The organism is Caballeronia sp. BCC1704 (genome assembly GCF_902833455.1).
Lineage (GTDB): Bacteria > Pseudomonadota > Gammaproteobacteria > Burkholderiales > Burkholderiaceae > Caballeronia.
In genome coordinates this window covers 362,634-380,630 of the sequence record NZ_CADFFT010000003.1, presented here as the reverse complement: position 1 = coordinate 380,630, position 17,997 = coordinate 362,634, and the positions used below count along the sequence as shown (strand labels likewise).

Annotated in this window: 15 protein-coding genes; 5 read left to right on the top strand and 10 right to left on the bottom strand. The window is 62.4% G+C overall.

Features of this window, described 5'->3' with window-relative positions:
- Positions 1-13: 13 nt before the first annotated feature.
- Entirely contained in the window at positions 14-802 is a 789-nt protein-coding gene (locus HWX53_RS17335; protein ID WP_244140167.1) for a transporter substrate-binding domain-containing protein, read from the bottom strand.
- A gap of 1,492 nt (positions 803-2,294) precedes the next feature.
- Positions 2,295-3,392 carry an NADH:flavin oxidoreductase/NADH oxidase gene (locus tag HWX53_RS17330; protein WP_175943056.1) on the bottom strand — a complete coding sequence of 366 codons (1,098 nt, stop codon included), beginning with the start codon at positions 3,390-3,392 and terminating at the stop codon, positions 2,295-2,297.
- 88 nt (positions 3,393-3,480) lie between these two features.
- Here HWX53_RS17330 and HWX53_RS17325 point away from each other — a divergent pair, with 88 nt between their 5' ends.
- Positions 3,481-3,810: a helix-turn-helix domain-containing protein gene (locus tag HWX53_RS17325; RefSeq protein WP_175943972.1), complete on the top strand. Its 330-nt coding sequence runs from the start codon at positions 3,481-3,483 to the stop codon at positions 3,808-3,810.
- Between the two features lie 327 nt (positions 3,811-4,137).
- Here the strand turns inward: HWX53_RS17325 and HWX53_RS17320 are convergent, their stop codons facing one another.
- The 8 genes from HWX53_RS17320 to HWX53_RS17285 form a co-directional block, all read right to left on the bottom strand.
- Complete coding sequence (locus HWX53_RS17320; RefSeq protein ID WP_175943054.1) at positions 4,138-4,869, bottom strand: class II aldolase and adducin N-terminal domain-containing protein; 732 nt, start codon at positions 4,867-4,869, stop codon at positions 4,138-4,140.
- A gap of 185 nt (positions 4,870-5,054) precedes the next feature.
- Positions 5,055-5,897 (bottom strand): amino acid ABC transporter ATP-binding protein, encoded by an 843-nt coding sequence (locus HWX53_RS17315; RefSeq protein WP_279612502.1) that lies wholly within the window; start codon positions 5,895-5,897, stop codon positions 5,055-5,057.
- A gap of 16 nt (positions 5,898-5,913) precedes the next feature.
- Positions 5,914-6,576 carry an amino acid ABC transporter permease gene (locus HWX53_RS17310; protein WP_175943052.1) on the bottom strand — a complete coding sequence of 221 codons (663 nt, stop codon included), beginning with the start codon at positions 6,574-6,576 and terminating at the stop codon, positions 5,914-5,916.
- 28 nt (positions 6,577-6,604) lie between these two features.
- On the bottom strand, positions 6,605-7,252 hold the full coding sequence (locus HWX53_RS17305) for an amino acid ABC transporter permease (RefSeq protein ID WP_175943050.1): 648 nt from the start codon (positions 7,250-7,252) through the stop codon (positions 6,605-6,607).
- Positions 7,253-7,262: 10 nt separating this feature from the next.
- Complete coding sequence (locus HWX53_RS17300) at positions 7,263-8,048, bottom strand: transporter substrate-binding domain-containing protein (RefSeq protein ID WP_244140197.1); 786 nt, start codon at positions 8,046-8,048, stop codon at positions 7,263-7,265.
- Between the two features lie 651 nt (positions 8,049-8,699).
- Positions 8,700-8,984 (bottom strand): hypothetical protein, encoded by a 285-nt coding sequence (locus tag HWX53_RS17295; RefSeq protein ID WP_244140166.1) that lies wholly within the window; start codon positions 8,982-8,984, stop codon positions 8,700-8,702.
- Positions 8,985-9,028: 44 nt separating this feature from the next.
- Positions 9,029-10,633 (bottom strand): ABC transporter substrate-binding protein, encoded by a 1,605-nt coding sequence (locus tag HWX53_RS17290; protein WP_241270061.1) that lies wholly within the window; start codon positions 10,631-10,633, stop codon positions 9,029-9,031.
- Between the two features lie 212 nt (positions 10,634-10,845).
- Positions 10,846-12,039: a porin gene (locus tag HWX53_RS17285; protein WP_175943043.1), complete on the bottom strand. Its 1,194-nt coding sequence runs from the start codon at positions 12,037-12,039 to the stop codon at positions 10,846-10,848.
- 649 nt (positions 12,040-12,688) lie between these two features.
- Here HWX53_RS17285 and HWX53_RS17280 point away from each other — a divergent pair.
- The 4 genes from HWX53_RS17280 to HWX53_RS17265 are packed head-to-tail and all read left to right on the top strand — an operon-like array spanning position 12,689 to position 17,838.
- Positions 12,689-14,311 (top strand): ABC transporter substrate-binding protein, encoded by a 1,623-nt coding sequence (locus tag HWX53_RS17280; protein ID WP_244140165.1) that lies wholly within the window; start codon positions 12,689-12,691, stop codon positions 14,309-14,311.
- A 1-nt stretch (position 14,312) separates the two neighbouring features.
- The gene (locus HWX53_RS17275; RefSeq protein ID WP_175943039.1) at positions 14,313-15,251 is read left to right on the top strand and encodes an ABC transporter permease; all 939 of its coding nucleotides are present in this window, start codon (positions 14,313-14,315) and stop codon (positions 15,249-15,251) included.
- Positions 15,248-16,090, top strand: coding sequence for an ABC transporter permease (locus HWX53_RS17270; protein ID WP_175943038.1), 843 nt, complete (start codon positions 15,248-15,250; stop codon positions 16,088-16,090). The genes HWX53_RS17275 and HWX53_RS17270 overlap by 4 nt, the downstream gene beginning before the upstream one ends.
- Positions 16,087-17,838: an ABC transporter ATP-binding protein gene (locus HWX53_RS17265; RefSeq protein WP_208454797.1), complete on the top strand. Its 1,752-nt coding sequence runs from the start codon at positions 16,087-16,089 to the stop codon at positions 17,836-17,838. Before HWX53_RS17270 ends, HWX53_RS17265 begins: the two co-directional genes overlap by 4 nt.
- Positions 17,839-17,997 lie beyond the last annotated feature (159 nt).

The window sequence follows — 17,997 nt, the reverse complement described above, 5'->3', positions numbered from 1 at the left end:
AGAGGCGTAAAGGTCAGTTGACCGACTGCGGCATGTCCTTGTAGCTCGCACCGAGCCACTTTTGCTGGAGCTGGTACATCTCGCCGCTTTTGCGCAGTTCGAGCAGCGCGGCATCGACCATCTTCACGACGTCAGTGTTGCCCTTCTTCACGGCCCACGCGATGTACGTAGGCTTGCCGATTGCCTGGCCGACGACGAAGACGTCCGGGCGCGTCTTCACGAGCGAATTGAGGCTGATCTGCGTATTGGCGACGGCATCGACGCGGCCGAGCCCGAGATCCTGATAAGCCTCCGGATACGACTGATATTCGACGATCTGCTTGAGGCCGTTGCCGCCGTGCTTCTTCTTCAGCTCCTCGTTGAACTGCTTGAGGTCTGCGAGCATCGCGCTACCCGTTTCCGCACCCACCACCTTGCCGACGAGATCGTCCGTGGTCTTGATGGACGATCCCTTCTTCGTCGCGTACATGGTGACGGCCTCACAGGTCGGCGACGCGAAGTCGAAGTTCTTCTTGCGCTCTTCGGTGACGAGCACCGCGCTCAATGCCATGTCGTACTTGCCCGTCGTGACGCCGGGCAGAATGCCGGACCACGGCATCACCTGTTGCTTTACATCGACGCCGAGCTTCTTGCGCATCAGCGCGAGCAGGTCGTTGTCGTACCCCGTGTTCTTGCCGTTCTCGACGAACTCGAATGGGTTGTAGTCGTCTTCGGTCGCAACGCTCAGATACCCGCGCGCCTTTATGTCTTCAGCGCCCGCTGCATGAGCCGCCTGACTCAGGCCGACGGTAGCGACGACCATGAGCGCGCACGAGCGAAGGAGCGTGACGGCAAAGCGGTGTTTGGATTGACCAGCATCGCGACGGGTAAGACGAACTAACATAATTGCCCCTTTGGTGATTGATTGACGCGCAGGTTCAACGCATGCGCGGTTGCTGGCTGGCGACCGTCAAAGAGACGATTCGTTCGTGAACTGAGAAAGCCGTCTCGGAATATGCAAGTGGTATGCCAACGATCTAAGGCGGCGCAATACGCATGGAGTGGACGTTCCATCCATAAAGCGCCGAAGCAAATAAATATGTGGTGCACCACGGATGCAGAAACAGCCTCTCCATCGTGCATGAGCGCACCGAGTTGCGACATGGCGCTCACAAGCAGCGGCTAGTTCGGCGATGCATGAATTGGGCTCCGATCCCGGACCTCCAGGGCAGCGGCAATAGACACCGACGGCGATGAACCCGCCGCCATGGCAGATGCGCGCGACGCGGCTGCAGCCACTCCGTGCAGTCACGCCACGCGGGGCAGCGAAAGTTGCGGGGTACATTGGTCGCTACCGCGGGAAGCGGGTGGTGGGGGCGATAATGATCGGCGAACTGCCGCCCGTAACGACAAGGGCTTTGACAGCATCTGCTAAGGCGAAACAGAAGATCGTATGTAGTACTACATAGAATGCGTACGGCCTCTTTCGGCTACAACTCGGCGGGCGCCGAAATTCTCACAAGTCGAATCGACGCGTTCACGATTCCGAGGAGTTTGGGGAACGTACTTTCGAGTGAGCCGTTCGCGCGACAGTCTTGGACGCGGCTGCGTGACGCGATAGATCTATCTTCACGATCGCGGCGCGACAGACTTCGGCGTTCCGATGGCGTTTTGGCGCGTAGACTGCCTGCGCAAGCCCGCTTCCGACGATCTGGAAACGGGAGGCCATGCTGCTCGGCCGGTAGTGGCGCCCGCCTGCGCATAAGGCAGGGCTATATCAAAGAAATCAGGCGGCAGCACCGGTGGAGAGAGGGAAGCTAGCTGCCGGCTGGGAACGACAACTGTTTATTGTCGATGCCTTCGCTTCCGAGAGGCATCGCTAACCGCATCAGCGAGCCCGGCAAATGCACCGGCTTCCTCCCCGATCTGCAACTGCGTAGCGGACTGACTCAGGCGCTGCATAGCCTATGTTTCTGGCTGAGCGCACGTATCCAATAGTAGGTTCGAATTGAGCGTCGGCGGTCCAATTATGGGAGGCGCCGAGGGGTCTCTTGCGCTGCCGGCTTATATGACTGGATGCACCCGTTACCTTGGGGGTATCGGATGGCGGCATCTTAACGCGCTCTGAGAATGCCGCGCTCCAGATTGGCGCCTGCGGATCATCCTCCGAGTCACTTCCAGCGTGTCGCCACACGCGGTGTCTGGCGCACGAGGAAGCACAGCCAACGTGCCGTCTGCCCCGACGCATCAAGCTCTAGGCAAACGACACACCAGTACGTCAGCACATCACGACAAACGAGAACCGACGCGCAAGCTCACGCAACCGCATAGCGTTCGAGCCAATGCGCGTACGGTGCCGGCAGCGTCCACGACGGACGCTCGATACCCAGCTTCTTCGCCGCATAGTACGGCCAGTGCGGATCGGCCAAGTGCGCGCGACCAACCATCACCAGATCCAGCTGCCCGTTCTTCACCGAACGGTCCGCCAGTTCGGGCGTATCGATGCCCCATGCCGACGAAACCGGAATGCCGGCCTCACGGCGCACGCGCTCCGCGATCGGCGCGAGAAACGCCGGAGCCCATGGAATGGCTGCGGTCGGCGTGGAAAAGCCCACGCTGACGCTTAGCATGTCCAGTCCCTCGCGCTTGAAATTCTTCGCCAGTTCGATCGACTCGACGAGCGTTTCTTCGTCGCGGCCGTCGTACTCGATCACGCCGAAGCGCGCCGTCAATGGCAGGTGCTCCGGCCACACCTTGCGTACGGCGGCCAGCGTTTCAAGCAGAAAGCGGCTGCGGTTCTCGAGGCTGCCGCCGTACGCGTCGTCGCGTTGATTGGAGTGCGTGGAAAAGAAGCTTTGGCCAAGGTAGCCGTGCGCGAAGTGCAACTCAAGCCATTCGAAGCCCGCGTCGCGCGCTCGCTTCGCGGCGGCGACGAAATCTTCGCGAACGCGCGCGATGTCGTCGAGCGTCATCGCTTTGGGTACTTTCGACAGACCGCCGCCGAAGGGGATCGCCGAGGGCGCGAGCGTTGCCCAGCCTCGCGGATCGCTGTCGGCGATATGATCGTCGCCTTCCCACGGTCTGTTCGCGCTGGCTTTGCGGCCCGCGTGACCGATCTGAATGCCCGGCACCGCGCCCGCCGCCTTGATCGATGCGACCACGGGCGCGAAAGCCTGCGCCTGCTCGTCGGTCCAGATGCCCGCGCAGCCTGGTGTAATCCGACCCTCGGGCGACACGGCCGTTGCCTCGACGATCACCAACCCTGCACCGCCGCGTGCCAGACCGGCCAGGTGCACACGGTGCCAGTCGTTGATCAAACCGTCCTCGGCCGTGTACTGACACATCGGTGGAATGGCAATGCGGTTGCGTAACGAAACATCTTTGAGCTTGTAGGGCTGAAATAATGCGGACATCAGGCTAAACTCCCGTTCATGAGGCTTGTACGTTATTTCGATGAATATCGAACTAGCGAGTATGGCAGAAGCTACTTCCACCTGCACAATGCGCACCTATACCCATCCTGTCGCCGAGGACTTCACGCTCGGGCGGCTCTTCCACGCTCTTAGCGACCCGGTGCGCCTTGAGATCGTTCGTCGACTATCGACGGTAGACGAGGCGACCTGTGGCGAGCTGGACGGGGGTCGACCGAAGTCAAGTGTCTCGCATCATTTTCGGATCCTCCGCGAAGCGGGCCTGGTGCGCACGCGCGTTGCCGGCACCGTGCATCAAAATTCATTGCGGCGCGCGGAATTGGATGCCCGCTTTCCCGGCTTGATGGAGGCCGTCATCAAGCAGATCGCCAGCAATTCCGTAGTGAGCGAAGCGTCGTGAAAGTCGACTGGAGGTCGTGGAAGATGGCCGCACGCGCAGGTGGCGCCACGCCGGTATGCGTTTCATGGGTCATCCTCCGGCAACTTCTGAACCGCCTCCGGCAACGTGTTACCGTGCGGGCAAATGCTTAGCGATTCATTTCCGCCGATATCGCCCCGACCGGTTTTTCATCTTTGAGTCGCTGCAACGCCGGACACGCACCTTCGAAGGCCGTGTTGAGTCCCTTGCGGTATGCCGTCCCAACAGAACCAGGATCGGGATCTGGGCGATCGGACTCACGCGATCGCCTTGCTCAGGCTATCGAGCATGACTTCTCGTGAATTCATGTCAGTCCGCATAGGACGGGTCCTCCTTGTCCAGAACACGCTTCATCTCTTCGAAGTGCGCGAGGGAAAAGTCAACGATGCCCTCCCAGTCGCGCGCGGTTCTTTCGGCCACTTCCGGCGAAAGCACCCTCAGCGGCCGGCCCGTGCCGTATGCGATGCATAGAATCTGGCAAGCGCGTTCCAGCGTGTACATATCGTCGAACGCCTCGCCGATGCTCGCTGCGGTCACCATGACGCCGTGATTGCCCATCATCAGGCGCGACTTGTCACCGAGCGCTTCGAGAAGGCGCGCGCCCTCGGCGGCGGTGTCCGCCATGCCGCCGAATTCGCTGTCGAGCGCGACGCGGCCGTAGTAACGCGCCGTGTTCTGCTCGATAGGCTTGATCTCGGGGTCCGCGAGGCACGCGATGGCAGTCGCATGAACGGGATGCAGATGCATCGCCACACGAATATGCGGCGCGCGCCGGTGGATTTGCCCATGAATCGCCCACGCGGTGGCATCGACATCGCCTCGACCGGCGAGATCTTCGCTGTCTTCGGCATCGAGGAGCAGCAGATCGCTTGCCCGAATGCGCGAGAAGTGAACCCACTTCGGGTTCATCAGAAACTTGCGTCCGTCCGGCGACACCGCCGCGCTGAAATGGTTGGCGACCGCTTCATGCATGCCGAGCTTTGCGAAGCAACGGAAAGCAGCGGCGAGGTCGATGCGCAACTGACGCTCATTCGTGTTCATGGCTGTGTCTTGTTGAAAGAGAGGAAATGCGGTCACGCCGAAGCCTGACTCTTGCCGTCACGCGACCGCACGATCTGCGACCCGAGGGTCGATTGTGCCCCGCGCGTCGGCGCGACTTGCACCTAAGTGTCGTTTCAGACGTTGCCCTGTTCGAGAGAAAGCATTGCGAATCTATGCAATCGGCATCACGCGTCGTCGCCCGACCAGAACGCGTTGCGGTCCAGGTAGTTTTGCAGGAACTGTGTAAAGCGCGGATTCTTGGACTCGCGAAACACCTGTCGCGGCGTGCCTGATACGGTGATACGACCTGCATCGATGAAGGCGACCGTATCCGCCACTTGCGCGGCGAAGCCCATTTCATGCGTCACGACGGCCATCGTCATGCCGTCGCGGGCAAGCTGTTTCATGACCTGCAGTACTTCGCCGACGAGTTCAGGATCGAGCGCGGATGTGGGTTCGTCGAACAGCATGATGTGCGGTTCCATGGCGAGTGCGCGGGCGATCGCGACGCGCTGCTGCTGTCCGCCCGACAAGCGCGACGGATACGCGTCCGCCTTGCCCGACAGACCGACCAGCTCCAGCATGCGGCCCGCCTGTTCGGCGGCCTTTCCCTTCGGAAACCCGCGTACCCGCACCAACGCTTCCATGACGTTACCAAGCACGGTCATATGCGGCCAGAGGTTGAATTGCTGAAACACCATGCCGACATGGCGCCGAGTATGGTGCAACTCCTTTGCGGTGGCGCGCACGCGTTTGCCACCGCGCATGGTGTAGCCGAGCAATTGGCCTTCGATATGCACCTCGCCATGATCGTAGGTCTCGAGTCCGGCGAGACAACGCAGCAGCGTGCTCTTGCCCGAACCCGACGGCCCGATGATGCACAGGACTTCAGACTTGCGGATGGTCAGATCGATGCCGCGAAGAATGTCGGTGGAAGCGAAGCGCTTGTACAGGCCCTTCGCTTCGACCAGCGGGTCAACGGCTGCGCCGGAGACGAGGGGCGCGGGTTCGGCGATGATGAGCGTCATGAATTCCTCGATACCTTCAGGCGAGAAAGCGCGTCATGCGCTTTTCGGCCCAGTTACCCGCCCCGGTCGCCAGCTCGACCAGCAGCAGATAGCAGGCGCTTAGCACGAGCAGCGTTTGAACATAGGCGAACGTCGCGGAGCCGATACCCGTGAGCACGAAGGTCAGCTCGGGCACGGTCACGACCGACAGCACGGCCGTTTCCTTGCTCAGCACGATGGTCAAGTTCGAAAGCGCGGGAAGAATCAGCGCCAGCATCTGCGGCGACTGAATGCGCCAGACCGCCTGCATGCGAGTGAGGCCGAGACACGCCGCCGCTTCGAGATGCCCCTTCGGCACCGAAGCGAAGCCGCCGCGGAACACTTCGGCGAAGTATGCGCCACCATACAGTGTGAGAGCGAGGACGCCCGCCATCGCAGGCGTGAGCGTCAGTCCGAAAGACGGGCCGCCGTAGTAGAGCAGAAACAGTTGCACGAGAAACGGCGTGCCGCGAAACAGCTCCACATACACGCGCAGCAACGCTCGCACGAAGCGCCCGCCCAGTTGCTGCGCCAGCGCCACGACGAAGCCGAGCATCGCGCCCAGCAGCACGCTGACGAGCCACATCCAGAGCGTGGTCGCGAACCCCGCGCCGATCTGCGACAGGTTATGCGTGATGGCGGAGAGGTCGAAATGAGGCACGGAAGAGATCCTGTCGTCGATGTCGCGGTCAGGCCGCGAGACGCCGTTCGGCGGAATGCGCGACCAGCGCCAGCCCGCCGCAGATGCAGAAATAAATCAGGCCGGCGGCGGCATAGGCTTCCATCGGCTGATAGGTGCTGGCGGCGACGTTCTGTGCCGTGCGCGTGACTTCCGCCACGCCCACCACCGATATGAGCGACGACGCCTTGATGAGCAGCACCATTTCGTTGACGAGCGAGGGCAGCGTCGAGCGCACGACCTGCGGAATCTGGATGCGCACGAGTCGGTCGAGCGGCGATAAGCCGAGCATGACGGCAGCTTCGTTCTGACCCGGCGGCAGACTGGCGAAGCCGCCCCGCAGAATCTCCGCGATATACGCCGCCGCGCATAACGACACCGCGCTGATGGCCGCGATCAGCGGCGGCGCGTTGATGCCGATAAACGGCAGCAGGTAATACACGAGCAGCAGTTGCACGAGGAGGGGCACACCGCGGAACACGCGCACGTACACGACCGCGGCGACATAGAACCCGTGCTTTGCGGAGAGATTCGCCGCACACACGGCCAGCGCAATGACGAAGCCGATGACCAGGCCTGCCGCCGATACACCCAGCGTCGTCAGCGCCGCGTGCTGCAGCAGCGGAAGGGCGTCCGTGAAGGCCTCGATGCTGAACATGTCGCGCGCTTCAGTACGCGGGCGCGGGCATCGTCGCGGGCAGATCCACGGCCACGCCGAACCATTTCTTCTGCAAGCTCGCGAGCTCGCCGTTTTTGCCGAGCGTCGCGAGTGCGTCGTTGAATGCGGCGTTGAGCGACTGACTGTCGGCATCCTTGCGCATGCAATAGGCGAAGTACACCGCCGAGCCGAACGCCGGCTGCACGACCGCGAACACGTTCGGGCGTTGCTTCGCGACGTACGCAATGTTCGTCAGCGAGTTGGCGACCGCGTTCAGACGACCGGCAGCCAGGTCGGCATAGGCCTGATTGTTATCGACGTACTCACGCACGGTGACACCTGGCTTGAGCGTCTCGGCGTAGCTCTTGAGTTGTGCGTTCTGTGCGCTGCTTTTCTGCGCGCCCACGGTCTTGCCCGCAATGTCCGCGCTCTTCGTGATACTGGCGTCCTTCGCGCGCTTCAGAAGCGCATCGGTGGCATCGGCGATAGGCGAAGTGAAAGCGTAGCGCTCCATGCGCGCCTTTGTGACAGTGAGTGGGCCCGCGACCATGTCGAACTTGCCCGCGTCCAGACCGGGCAACACGCTGTCCCACGGCAGATCGATGAACCGCACCTTCACGCCCATGATCTTGCCGACCGCGGCGAACAGGTCCTTGTTGAAGCCGGCCTGTTGACCGTTCTCGATGAAGTCGAACGGCGCGAACTGCATCTCGGTGCCGACTGACAGTTCCCCCTGTTTCTTCACACGCGAAAGCAGGTCGTCCGCATGTGCGGACACGCTGCCCGCGGCGAACATTACCGCGAGGAGATAGCGTTTCCAGTGTCTGATCGTGTTCATCGATGTGCCCTGAGCTAATGGTTCGCGCCGTCGTGCAGCGCCACGAGACATAACTTATCTCGCCGATAAACTCGGAAAAATATTGTTTATCGATGTAATGCAAAGCCGTTGACTATGCGCGTCCGGATATTCGGCTCATCGATGTGCATGACGCCCTGACATGGCGAGTCTATGCACCACGAGGGCGATCAAGGGTACGGCTTACTCGACATGAAGACAAGAAATGCTACGGTAGTTATCCTAAGAAAGTAATGCCAATTGGATCGACGGATGGGCAAGATTTCACCGGATAGCATTCTCTTCGAGAAGAATGGACGGTCAGCACGTCCGAGCTGCACTGGGTAGGGCCGGCGCTTCGTTACGGGCTCGCGAGCTACCGCCCAGGCCGGGGCCAAACAAACGGGAAGTGAGTAAGTCATGCTTTGCTGATACGCAACTAATCGTCTGTCGCGCTAACTTCCACGGAAAACACTTGCCCACCAGGCGTAATCGCTCTCACATGTGAAGAGTCGGCAGCAGGCCGCGACGAGTCACGGTGTCCTCGCAGCATCGGTTCGGGCCTCATCTCCGAGTGCCCCAAGCGCTCACATATACGGAGAGTCTCGCGAATCAGCAGGCGCCTGGCGTTCGTCTTCGTTGTCGCAAGCGCGACGAAGATGTCGGGTCAACGGTCTTGTCGAGTGTCCCCGACACGAAGGATTGCAATGGCCGTCGGTTCGTCCGCGTAGGCAGGCAGCATGCAGGAATGCAGTCGAGATCGACCCGCAAGGCACACCCAGCGATGTACTTCTCGCGCCAGGGGCCATCGTAGCCGTCCAATTTGACGACCTTACGGGCGGCTGCCGCATCGTTATGTTTCTTCACGTGCGCGGCGATGAGGCTCAGATCGGACATCGCTTCACTCGTTGGAGGACTGTGACGGCGGCCGGCGTTTCCGTTTATTCAAGCGTTATGCCATCGAACCGATGGCCGCCCAGCGGACTAATCAAGTATCCGTGCACCCGCTTGGAGATGGGCTGGAACGTGTTGGCGTGGGCGATCGGCGTGTAAGGAACCTGGTCCTTGAAGACGACCTGCGCTTCTTCATACAGCTTCGTGCGCGCGCTCTGATCGGTGATAAGCCTCGCTTTCGAGAGCAGATCGTCGAACTGCTTGTTGCACCATTTCGCCATGTTGCTGCCGTGCACGGCGTCGCAGCCGAGCGTCGTGCCGAGCCAGTTGTCGGGATCGCCGTTGTCACCGAGCCAGCCGTAGAGGATGGCGTCGTGCTCGCCATTGATTTTCGCGCGCTTGTTGTACTCGGCCCATTCGTAAGTCACGATGTTCGCCTTGACGCCGATCTTCGCCCAGTCGGACTGGATGAGCTGCGCCATCAGCCGCGCGTTCGGGTTGTAGCCGCGCTGCACAGGCATGGCCCAGAGCGTGATGGCGAAACCATCCGGAAACCCTGCCTCCTTCAGTAACGCTCGCGCACGCGCCGGATCATAGGGCGCGTCTTTCAACGCCTTGTTATACGACCATTGCGATGGCGGCATCGGGTTGGTCGCGACCGTCGCGGCGCCTTCGTACACGGACTTGATGATCGCCTGTTTGTCGATAGCCATGTCGAGCGCGCGGCGCACCTGCACGTTGTCGAGCGGCTTGTGCGTTGTGTTGTATCCGACGTAAGCGACGTTGAAGCCCACGCCCGACAGCACCGCAAGATTGGGCTTCTTATTGGCGCTCGCAATATCGGCCGGCCGCGCGAACGACGTGAGCTGACATTCGCCGCTCTCCAGCTTCTGTTCGCGCACGGCAGCGTCCGGCGTGATCGAGAAGACCAGCTTGTCGATGTGCACGTCCTTGCGGTTCCAGAAAGTCGGATTCGCGTCGTAGCGAATTGTCGAATCTTTCTGGTAATCGCGGAAGACAAACGCGCCCGTGCCCACGGGCTTCTGATTGAAGTCCTCGACCTTGCCGGCCTTGAGCAACTGCGCAGCATATTCTGCCGATACGACCGATGCGAACTCCATTGCCACATTGCGCACGAACACGACGTCCGGCGTCTTGAGCGTGAAGCGCACGGTGTAATCGTCCAGCTTCTCGACGGACGCGATGTTTTTGTCGTAGCCGAGGTCAGTCAGATACGGGAAGCTGACCGGATGCGCTTTCTGAAAGGGCTCGTTCGGGTCGATCATGCGTTTGAAAGTGAACACGACGTCGTCCGCATTGAAGTCGCGCGTCGGCTTGAAGTAGGACGTCGATTGGAACTTCACACCGTGACGCAGATGAAACGTGAACGTCTTCGCATCCGGTGACGCGTCCCACGTCTCGGCGAGACCCGGCGTGAGATCCAGCGTGCCGCGCTTGAATTCGACCAGCGTGTCGAAGACGGCGTGCGCGCCGGCATCGAAGTCCGTGCTGGTCGTGTATTGTGCTGAATCGAAACCGGCGGGACTGCCTTCGGAGCAGAACACGAGCGTCTTGCTTGCTGCTTGCGCGGATTGCGGCGCGGCGCTGAATGCGGCCAGCGCGATAAGCGCTGAGAGGGCGACGAAGCGCATTGGCGCGGCCCATGCACTGCGTGTTGCGGCGATTGTTGTCATTGTCGCTTTAGCACGAGAAGGGTTGTCATCCCGCGTGAGAGCGGGTTCGATCGCATACTTTACCAACAGGAGCAAGCGCGCACATATTCCGTCGCTGCAAAACAGGTCGATGCCTGGCTGCCCAGCGATCATCAACGCAGGCCTCGATTCACAACCCGATAACGACTCGCCTAGAACCTCACCCGCACGCCGCCAAACGCCGCCACTTGCCGGTTCGTCGACGATGCGGCGCCGGCGTCGGCGATAGCAGCAATCGTTCGATAGCCGGTGCCGACGCGTGTCGATGCATCGCCCGCGGCGAGCTGATAGACGCCCGACAGATACACGTCGGTACGCTTCGACAATGCGTAATCGACGCCCAGCGTGAACTGATGCCAGCGCGGCTTCAGGGTCGCGCCGTTCGTGCCGGGCAGGCTGTAAGCGCGGCCGTCGGTGAACGTGTAGACGCCTACGAGCGTCGTCGCCGGCGTGAGGCTGTAACGTCCGTTGACGTCGTAGTTATTGAACTTGCGCGAGGAGCCGTCGTTGAAATCGAGCTGCGTGTGACTCCACGCGAAGCCGATGGTCGCCAGCGATCCGATCGCATAATTGCCGCCCGCCACGGTGATCTGCTGACGCGCGACCCCACCGTTGAGGCCATAGAAGAGCGCGCCGCTATAGTCATCGCCGGATGTCGTCGATGCACCGCCGATCGCGCCGCTCGTATTCGTCGTCGCGTTCGGATGGTCTAGCCGCACATAACCCGCGCCGAGCGACAACGGCCCGCGCCCGTAACTTGCCGATACGCCCCACGCGCGGTTGTTGCCGAAGCCCGCGCCCGCGCCGTTGTTGGCCTGATTGCTGAAGGCATACAGTGCATCGACGGTTAAGCCCGCGATAGTATCGCTCTTGAACTTCACCGCGTTGTTGATGCGGAACGTCTGGTTCAGATTGTCGTTATCGCCGACGTGCGTGGCGGGCGACCAGAACCCCGGCCCTGCGAAGAGGGCGACGAGATCGGTGTTCGGATCGTATTGACGCCCGAGCGTCAGCGTGCCGATGCCTTTCGTTCCCACGCCCGCATACGCTTGCCGCCCGAACTCGCGTCCGCCTTGCGCGAGGGTGCCGTCGTTGACGCGATAGCCGTTTTCGAGCGTGAACAGCGCCGTATAGCCTCCGCCCAGATCTTCGACGCCCTTGATGCCCCAGCGGCTGCCGTTGAGCTTGCCGCTGGTCGCCTGGACGTTCGAGGCTCCGCGCTGGTTGTTCGTGTAAGCGATGCCGGCATCGATCAACCCGTAGAGCGTCACCGAACTTTGTGCCTGAGCAATCCCGGAGAGGGCGACCATCAAGCCAGCAGCGCTGGCGAGTTCGACTCGTTTCATTCGATTCCTTTTGTAAGTGTTAACCAGGAGTTTTCGGCGGAAGGCGATCTTACGGTCACGCTTACCGATGCCGAACGAACGAATTCTGATTTGTAATGTCGACGCGGGTCGATTTGCAATGCGAAGCATTTGTGAAACCGAACCGATGTGCGCAAGCGCAAGCCATCGTGTCGGCAATTCGCGCGGTGCCAAACCGAACTTCGGCTATGACCAGCTGGCCTCCCCGATCCTTCCACCGTTCAGGCCGCGCGGCGGTCATCACGCGGTGGGTCGCGCGCGAGCGCCCGACGTTGCGCGCCCTGTCGAGGCAACTCGCAGCAGCAAGCGAACAGTACACGCGCAATTCGTGCAAACGAAAAGTTCTATTCCCAGGATCGCAGGCCTGCACAAAGGGCCGCTTCTCTTCTATTCGACTCTGGCGGGTGCGCGGTTCCAAGGTTAGGCGTCAAATATGTTTATGAACTTTGCTTCGTTGCCTCACATGTCATGGCGACCGTAAGCTTTCCAATCTATCGCGATGCCGCCCGCCCGTATGCACGCTGCGCCGGACCACCCTAAAGGCCGGGGGCATCGCGTCTTCTGTCTGCTCGGGGAATTCCATTCGATGAACGTGAAACGACCGGCGCTCACACGCGCTTTGGCCATAGTCGTGACGATCGCATCAAGCGCGGCGATCACCGCCTGCGGCAAATCGGAGTCCGCGACATCCACGCACGCGGCTGCAAGACAACCAGCGACGGGCGGCGATCTCACCTGGGGCGTGACGACCGAACCCGCTTGCTTCGATCCGCATCGTTCGTCGCAGCAGAACTCGTTCTGGGTCATCCGCAATTACATCGATTCCCTCGTCTCCAAGCGCACCGACGGCACCTACGCGCCGTGGCTCGCGAAGTCGTGGAGCATTGCCGACGACGGCAAGAGCTACACATTCACGCTGCGCGACGACGTGAAGTTCACCGACGGCTCGCCGTTCAATGCTGACGCGGTGAAAGCCAACTTCGACTACATCCTGAGGAACGTCAGCACGACATCGGCGTCCGCGTCGCTGCTCGTAGCGTTCGATCACGTCGAAGTGGTGTCGCCTTACGTCGCCAGGCTCGTGATGAAGCAGGCCGATTCCACGACGCTCGAATCGCTCTCGAGCGTCAAGCTCGGCTTCATCTCGCCGAAGGCGCTCGCCGAGAACAAGGACCTGTGCGGCGGGGGACCGGGCATCGTCGGGACCGGGCCTTTCGTGTTCAAGTCGTATCAGCGCGGACAGCAGGCGACCTTCGAACGCAATCCCGATTATCGATGGGCGCCCGACAACGCAGCGCATCGCGGACCGGCCTATCTCGATCGCGTCACTTATCGGTTCTTGCCTGAGGCGGCCGTGCGAACCGGCGCGTTGAGTTCGGGGCAGGTCGATCTGATCGAAGGCGTGCAGCCCACAGACATCGCCGTGTTCGACAAGGTCGATGGCTTCCAGTACGTGCACGGTCCGTCCGCGACCACATCGTTCACGCTGAACATCAACTACACGGTGCCGCCCGCCAACGACGTCCGCGTGCGGCGCGCGCTGCGCGACGGCTTCGACCTCGACGCCATCGTGAAGAGCGTGTATCTCGGCACGGTGCGGCGCGCATGGTCGAACATCGGTCCGGACAATCCGGACTACGCGAAACAACTCGAGGGTTCATGGGGCAACAAGATCGCCGACGCGAACCGTCTGCTCGACCAAGCCGGATGGACCGCGCGCGACAAGGATGGGTTTCGCACGAAGGACGGAAAGCGGCTAACGATCGAAGTCGGTTATCCCCAACCTTACGTCCGCGACAGCCGTGACGTGCTGATCCGTGCGGTGCAGTCGGCGCTGCGGCAGAACATCGGACTCGATCTGAACCTGCGCATCACGACCGCGGGCGACTTCGCCAATCAGAAGGCGACCGGCGTGTGGTTCATCTATCCGAACACGGACAACCCGTCCGATGTCGCGATGGAACTGTGGGACATGCTCGGCGACAAGGGCTTCTTGTATAACGCCATTCCTGCCTCCGACAAGAAGATCACTGGCGACATCGATCGCGCGCGCCTGATGCCGATCGGCGATGAACGGCGCAAGCTACTCGGCGAGATTCAGGCGCGTGCCGTCGATCAGGCGTTCATCGTGCCGCTGTTCGCGCCGGTGTATCACCTCGCGTCGAAGTCGAATGTCCATGGCATCGGTTTCGAACCGCAACTCGACGGCCCGGCGAGCGCTTACGACATCTGGATCGACAAACAGGGAGCGTGAGATGCGCAGACAGATTGCGACGCGCCTGCTGACGGGATTGCTCGTGCTGTGGCTCGCGGCGTCGGTGGCTTTCATCGCGATACATGCGCTGCCCGGACGCATCGAGGACGTGCTCGCGGGCGATCTCGCGTATCCCGGCTTGCGCGAGGCGATCGCCGCGCAGTGGGGCCTCGATCACAGTCTGCCGTGGCAATACGGGCAATTCCTGCTGCGGCTCGCGCATGGCGACCTGGGCACGTCGTTCGTGATGCAGCAGCCGGTGCTCGACGTGCTGCGCAGCCAGCTTTGGCCGACGATGCAGCTCGCATTGTCTGCCGGCGCGCTTGCGCTCGTGCTCGCCATTGGGGTGGCGACGGTGACGGCGGGCGGGGAGGGCACGCGTGGGGCGTGGGGCGCGCTCGGCGCGCAATGCGCGTCGCTGATCGAGCTCACGTTCACGTCGACGCCGGTGTTCTGGCTCGGCATGTTGCTGCTGATCGCGTTCTCCTTTCAGTTGCGGCTCTTTCCCGTATCGGGGGCGAACGGCTGGCGCGCGCTTGTCCTGCCCGCCGTGACATTGGCATTGCCGACCGCCGGGATCCTCTCGCAAGTGATGCGTGAATCGATCGAAGCGGCACTGGCGAAACCATTTGTCACGACGATACGTGCGCGCGGCGTGTCCGAACTCGTTCTGCGCGCGCGTCATGTGCTGCGCCATGCGTTGCTGCCTGTCGTGACGCTCGGCGGCTGGCTGATCGGCAGCCTGCTCGGCGGCGCGGTCATCACTGAAAAAATGTTCGGCAGGCCTGGCATCGGCAGCGTGACGCTCAATGCGGTGACATCGCAAGACGTGCCGGTGGTGTTGGCCGTCGTGCTGCTCGCGGCGTTCGTGCATGTCGTCATTTCGACGGTGCTCGACATCGCCTATCTCTTCATCGATCCGAGGTTGCGCAGACAATGAGCACCGTTATACGTACCGCATTCGAGCGGGGGCGCGCGCCGCTGCCCGCGGGCGTGATGATCGCCGTGGCGTTTCTTGTCGCGCTCGGCATGGCGATGGCCTTTCCGCGCATCGTGACGCCGTTCGATCCGCTCGTGAGCGACGTCGCCGCGACGCTGCAGCCGCCCGACGCGCAGCACTGGTTCGGCACCGATCGCATCGGGCGCGACGTGCTGTCCCGCGTGATACATGGCGCGCGCTATTCGTTGTTGATCGGACTCGCGAGCATGACCGTGAGCCTCGCGATCGGGCTCGTCGTCGGCCTCTTTGCGGGCTTGTCGAACCGTCTCGCCGCTGAAGCCGCGTCGCGCGTGTTCGACGTGCTCTCCGCATTTCCGCCAATTCTGTTGTCGCTCTTCGTCGTGACCTTCCTCGGACAGGGCATCGTCAATATCGCCATTGCCGTGGGTATCGCGGGCATTCCGAAGTTCGGGCGCGTGCTGCGTTCGCAGGCGCTTGTCGTGCGCCACGCGGATTACGTCACGCACGCGGTGAGTTTCGGTCTGTCGCGCATGCAGATTTTCTTTCGCCATGTGCTGCCGAACGTGCTCGTCGCGGTGCCGGTCATCGCGACGATCGATATCGGCAGCGCGATCATCGCCGTCTCGGGACTGAGCTTTCTCGGGCTCGGTCCGCAACCGCCGACGCCCGAGTGGGGCGTGATGCTCGCCGAAGGACGCGACGTGTTGCGCGTCGCATGGTGGCCGAGCGTGTTCCCGGGCATGGCGATCACGTTGACCGTCTTGTCGTTCGCGGTCATCGGCCGCTTCCTGCAACGCAAGTTCGAGGTGCGCGCATGAAGCCGCAGGCATCGATGACGGATCGGCCGCTCGTGGAGGTTCGCGGGCTGTCCATCGGTTTCGCGAATGCGAACGGCGGCACGCCGCTCGTGAAGGGCGTCGATCTGACGATCCGGCCCGGCGAATGCGTCGCGCTCGTCGGCGAGTCCGGCTCGGGCAAAAGTCTTACGGCGCGCAGTCTGATCGGTCTCGCGGGGCGCGGGGCGCGGATCGGCGCCGAACGCTTCGAGATCGCCGGACGCGACGCGCTCGCGTTTGCCGAGCGCGACTGGCGTGGCTTGCGGGGTCGGTTTGCCGGACTGGTGATGCAGGACGCGCTCGTCTCGCTCGATCCGCTCCGCACGATCGGCGCGGAGATCGAGGAGGTGCTCGTGCATCATCGCGTGCTGCGCTCGCGCGCCGATAGACGTGCGCGGGTGCACGACGTGATGACGGATGTCGGCATTCCCGAACCCGCGATGCGTGCCCGGCAATACGCGCACGAACTCTCGGGCGGCCTGCGCCAGCGCGCGCTGATCGCGTCGGCGATCGCGGCCGGCCCGGCGCTCGTCATCGCGGACGAACCGACCACCGCGCTCGATGTGACCGTGCAGGCGCAAGTGCTGGCGGTGCTTGGCGAGCGTCTCGCTCAGGGCGTCGGCGTCGTGCTCATCAGCCATGATCTGGCGGTGGTCGCGGGCATCGCGGATCGCGTGCTCGTGATGCACGGCGGCAAGGTCGTCGACAGCGGCGCGACGCGCGACGTGCTGCAGCATCCGTCGCACGACTACACGCGGCAGTTGCTGGCCGCCCAGCCATCGCTGGAGTCGCGCGGGCATCGGCTGAGTTCGGCGCGCATGGCCGTCACGACGGGCGGAGCGATGCCGGCGATCGTACGGGATCAGATGCCGCCTCGGGCGGCTCCGTCGGATCGCGCGGTGCTCGATGTGACGGGTATCGGCAAGACCTATGGACGGCGCGGCAGGGCGCGCGACCAACGATTCACCGCGCTCGACGATGTGTCGTTTCGCGTGCGCGAGGGGGAAGTGCTTGGCATCATCGGCGAATCGGGATCGGGCAAAAGTACTTGCGGGAATATCGTGCTGGGGTTGCTCGCGCCCGATCGCGGGGCCGTGCGTTTCCTGGGGCACGAATGGAACGGCGCCGGTATCGGCGAGACCGCGCGTAGTGCGCTGCGCTCCCGCATGCAATATATCCCGCAGGATCCGTTGAGTTCGTTCGATCCGCGGCATGCCGTGCGCGAATTGCTTTCCGAGGGGCTGCATTCGCGAGGTCTTTCGAAGGCGGCGGCCCTCGATAGCAGCGTCGAATTACTGGAGCAGGTCGGGCTAAGCGCGGCGTATCTGGACCGGCGGCCGATGTCGCTTTCCGGCGGGCAGCGGCAGCGCGTGGCGATCGCGCGGGCGCTTGCGCCGGAGCCGGCGCTGATCGTCTGCGACGAGCCGGTTTCTGCGCTCGATGTTTATGTGCAGGCGCAGGTGCTCGATCTGCTGGTGTCCTTGCAAGCCCGGCATGCGACCGCACTGCTCTTTATCTCGCATGACCTCGATGTCGTGGGGCATCTGTGCGATCGAGTGCTCGTCCTCAGGTCTGGGCGCGTCGTAGAGGAGGGCGACGTGGAGGCGGTGTTCGCGCATCCGCGGCACGCCTATACACGACTGCTGAAGGCATCGGCGCCGACTTTGCGGCACGAGAACGATGAAAGGCGCGATGAAGCGGCGTCCCTCGCGCGAGAACCGATGCTTTGACGCGGGGCGTCATCGGTGGCGCATTCCAAGCCGCTCCTTTGCTATGCGAGTATTGCGCGCTTCGGGGTCGGCGTCTTTGAGGGCGGCTTCAAGTTCCAGGAGCGCATCGGCGTTGGCTGGTTCGCCGAGCGCGGGCGCCGCTTCCTTGCGCACGTTGCT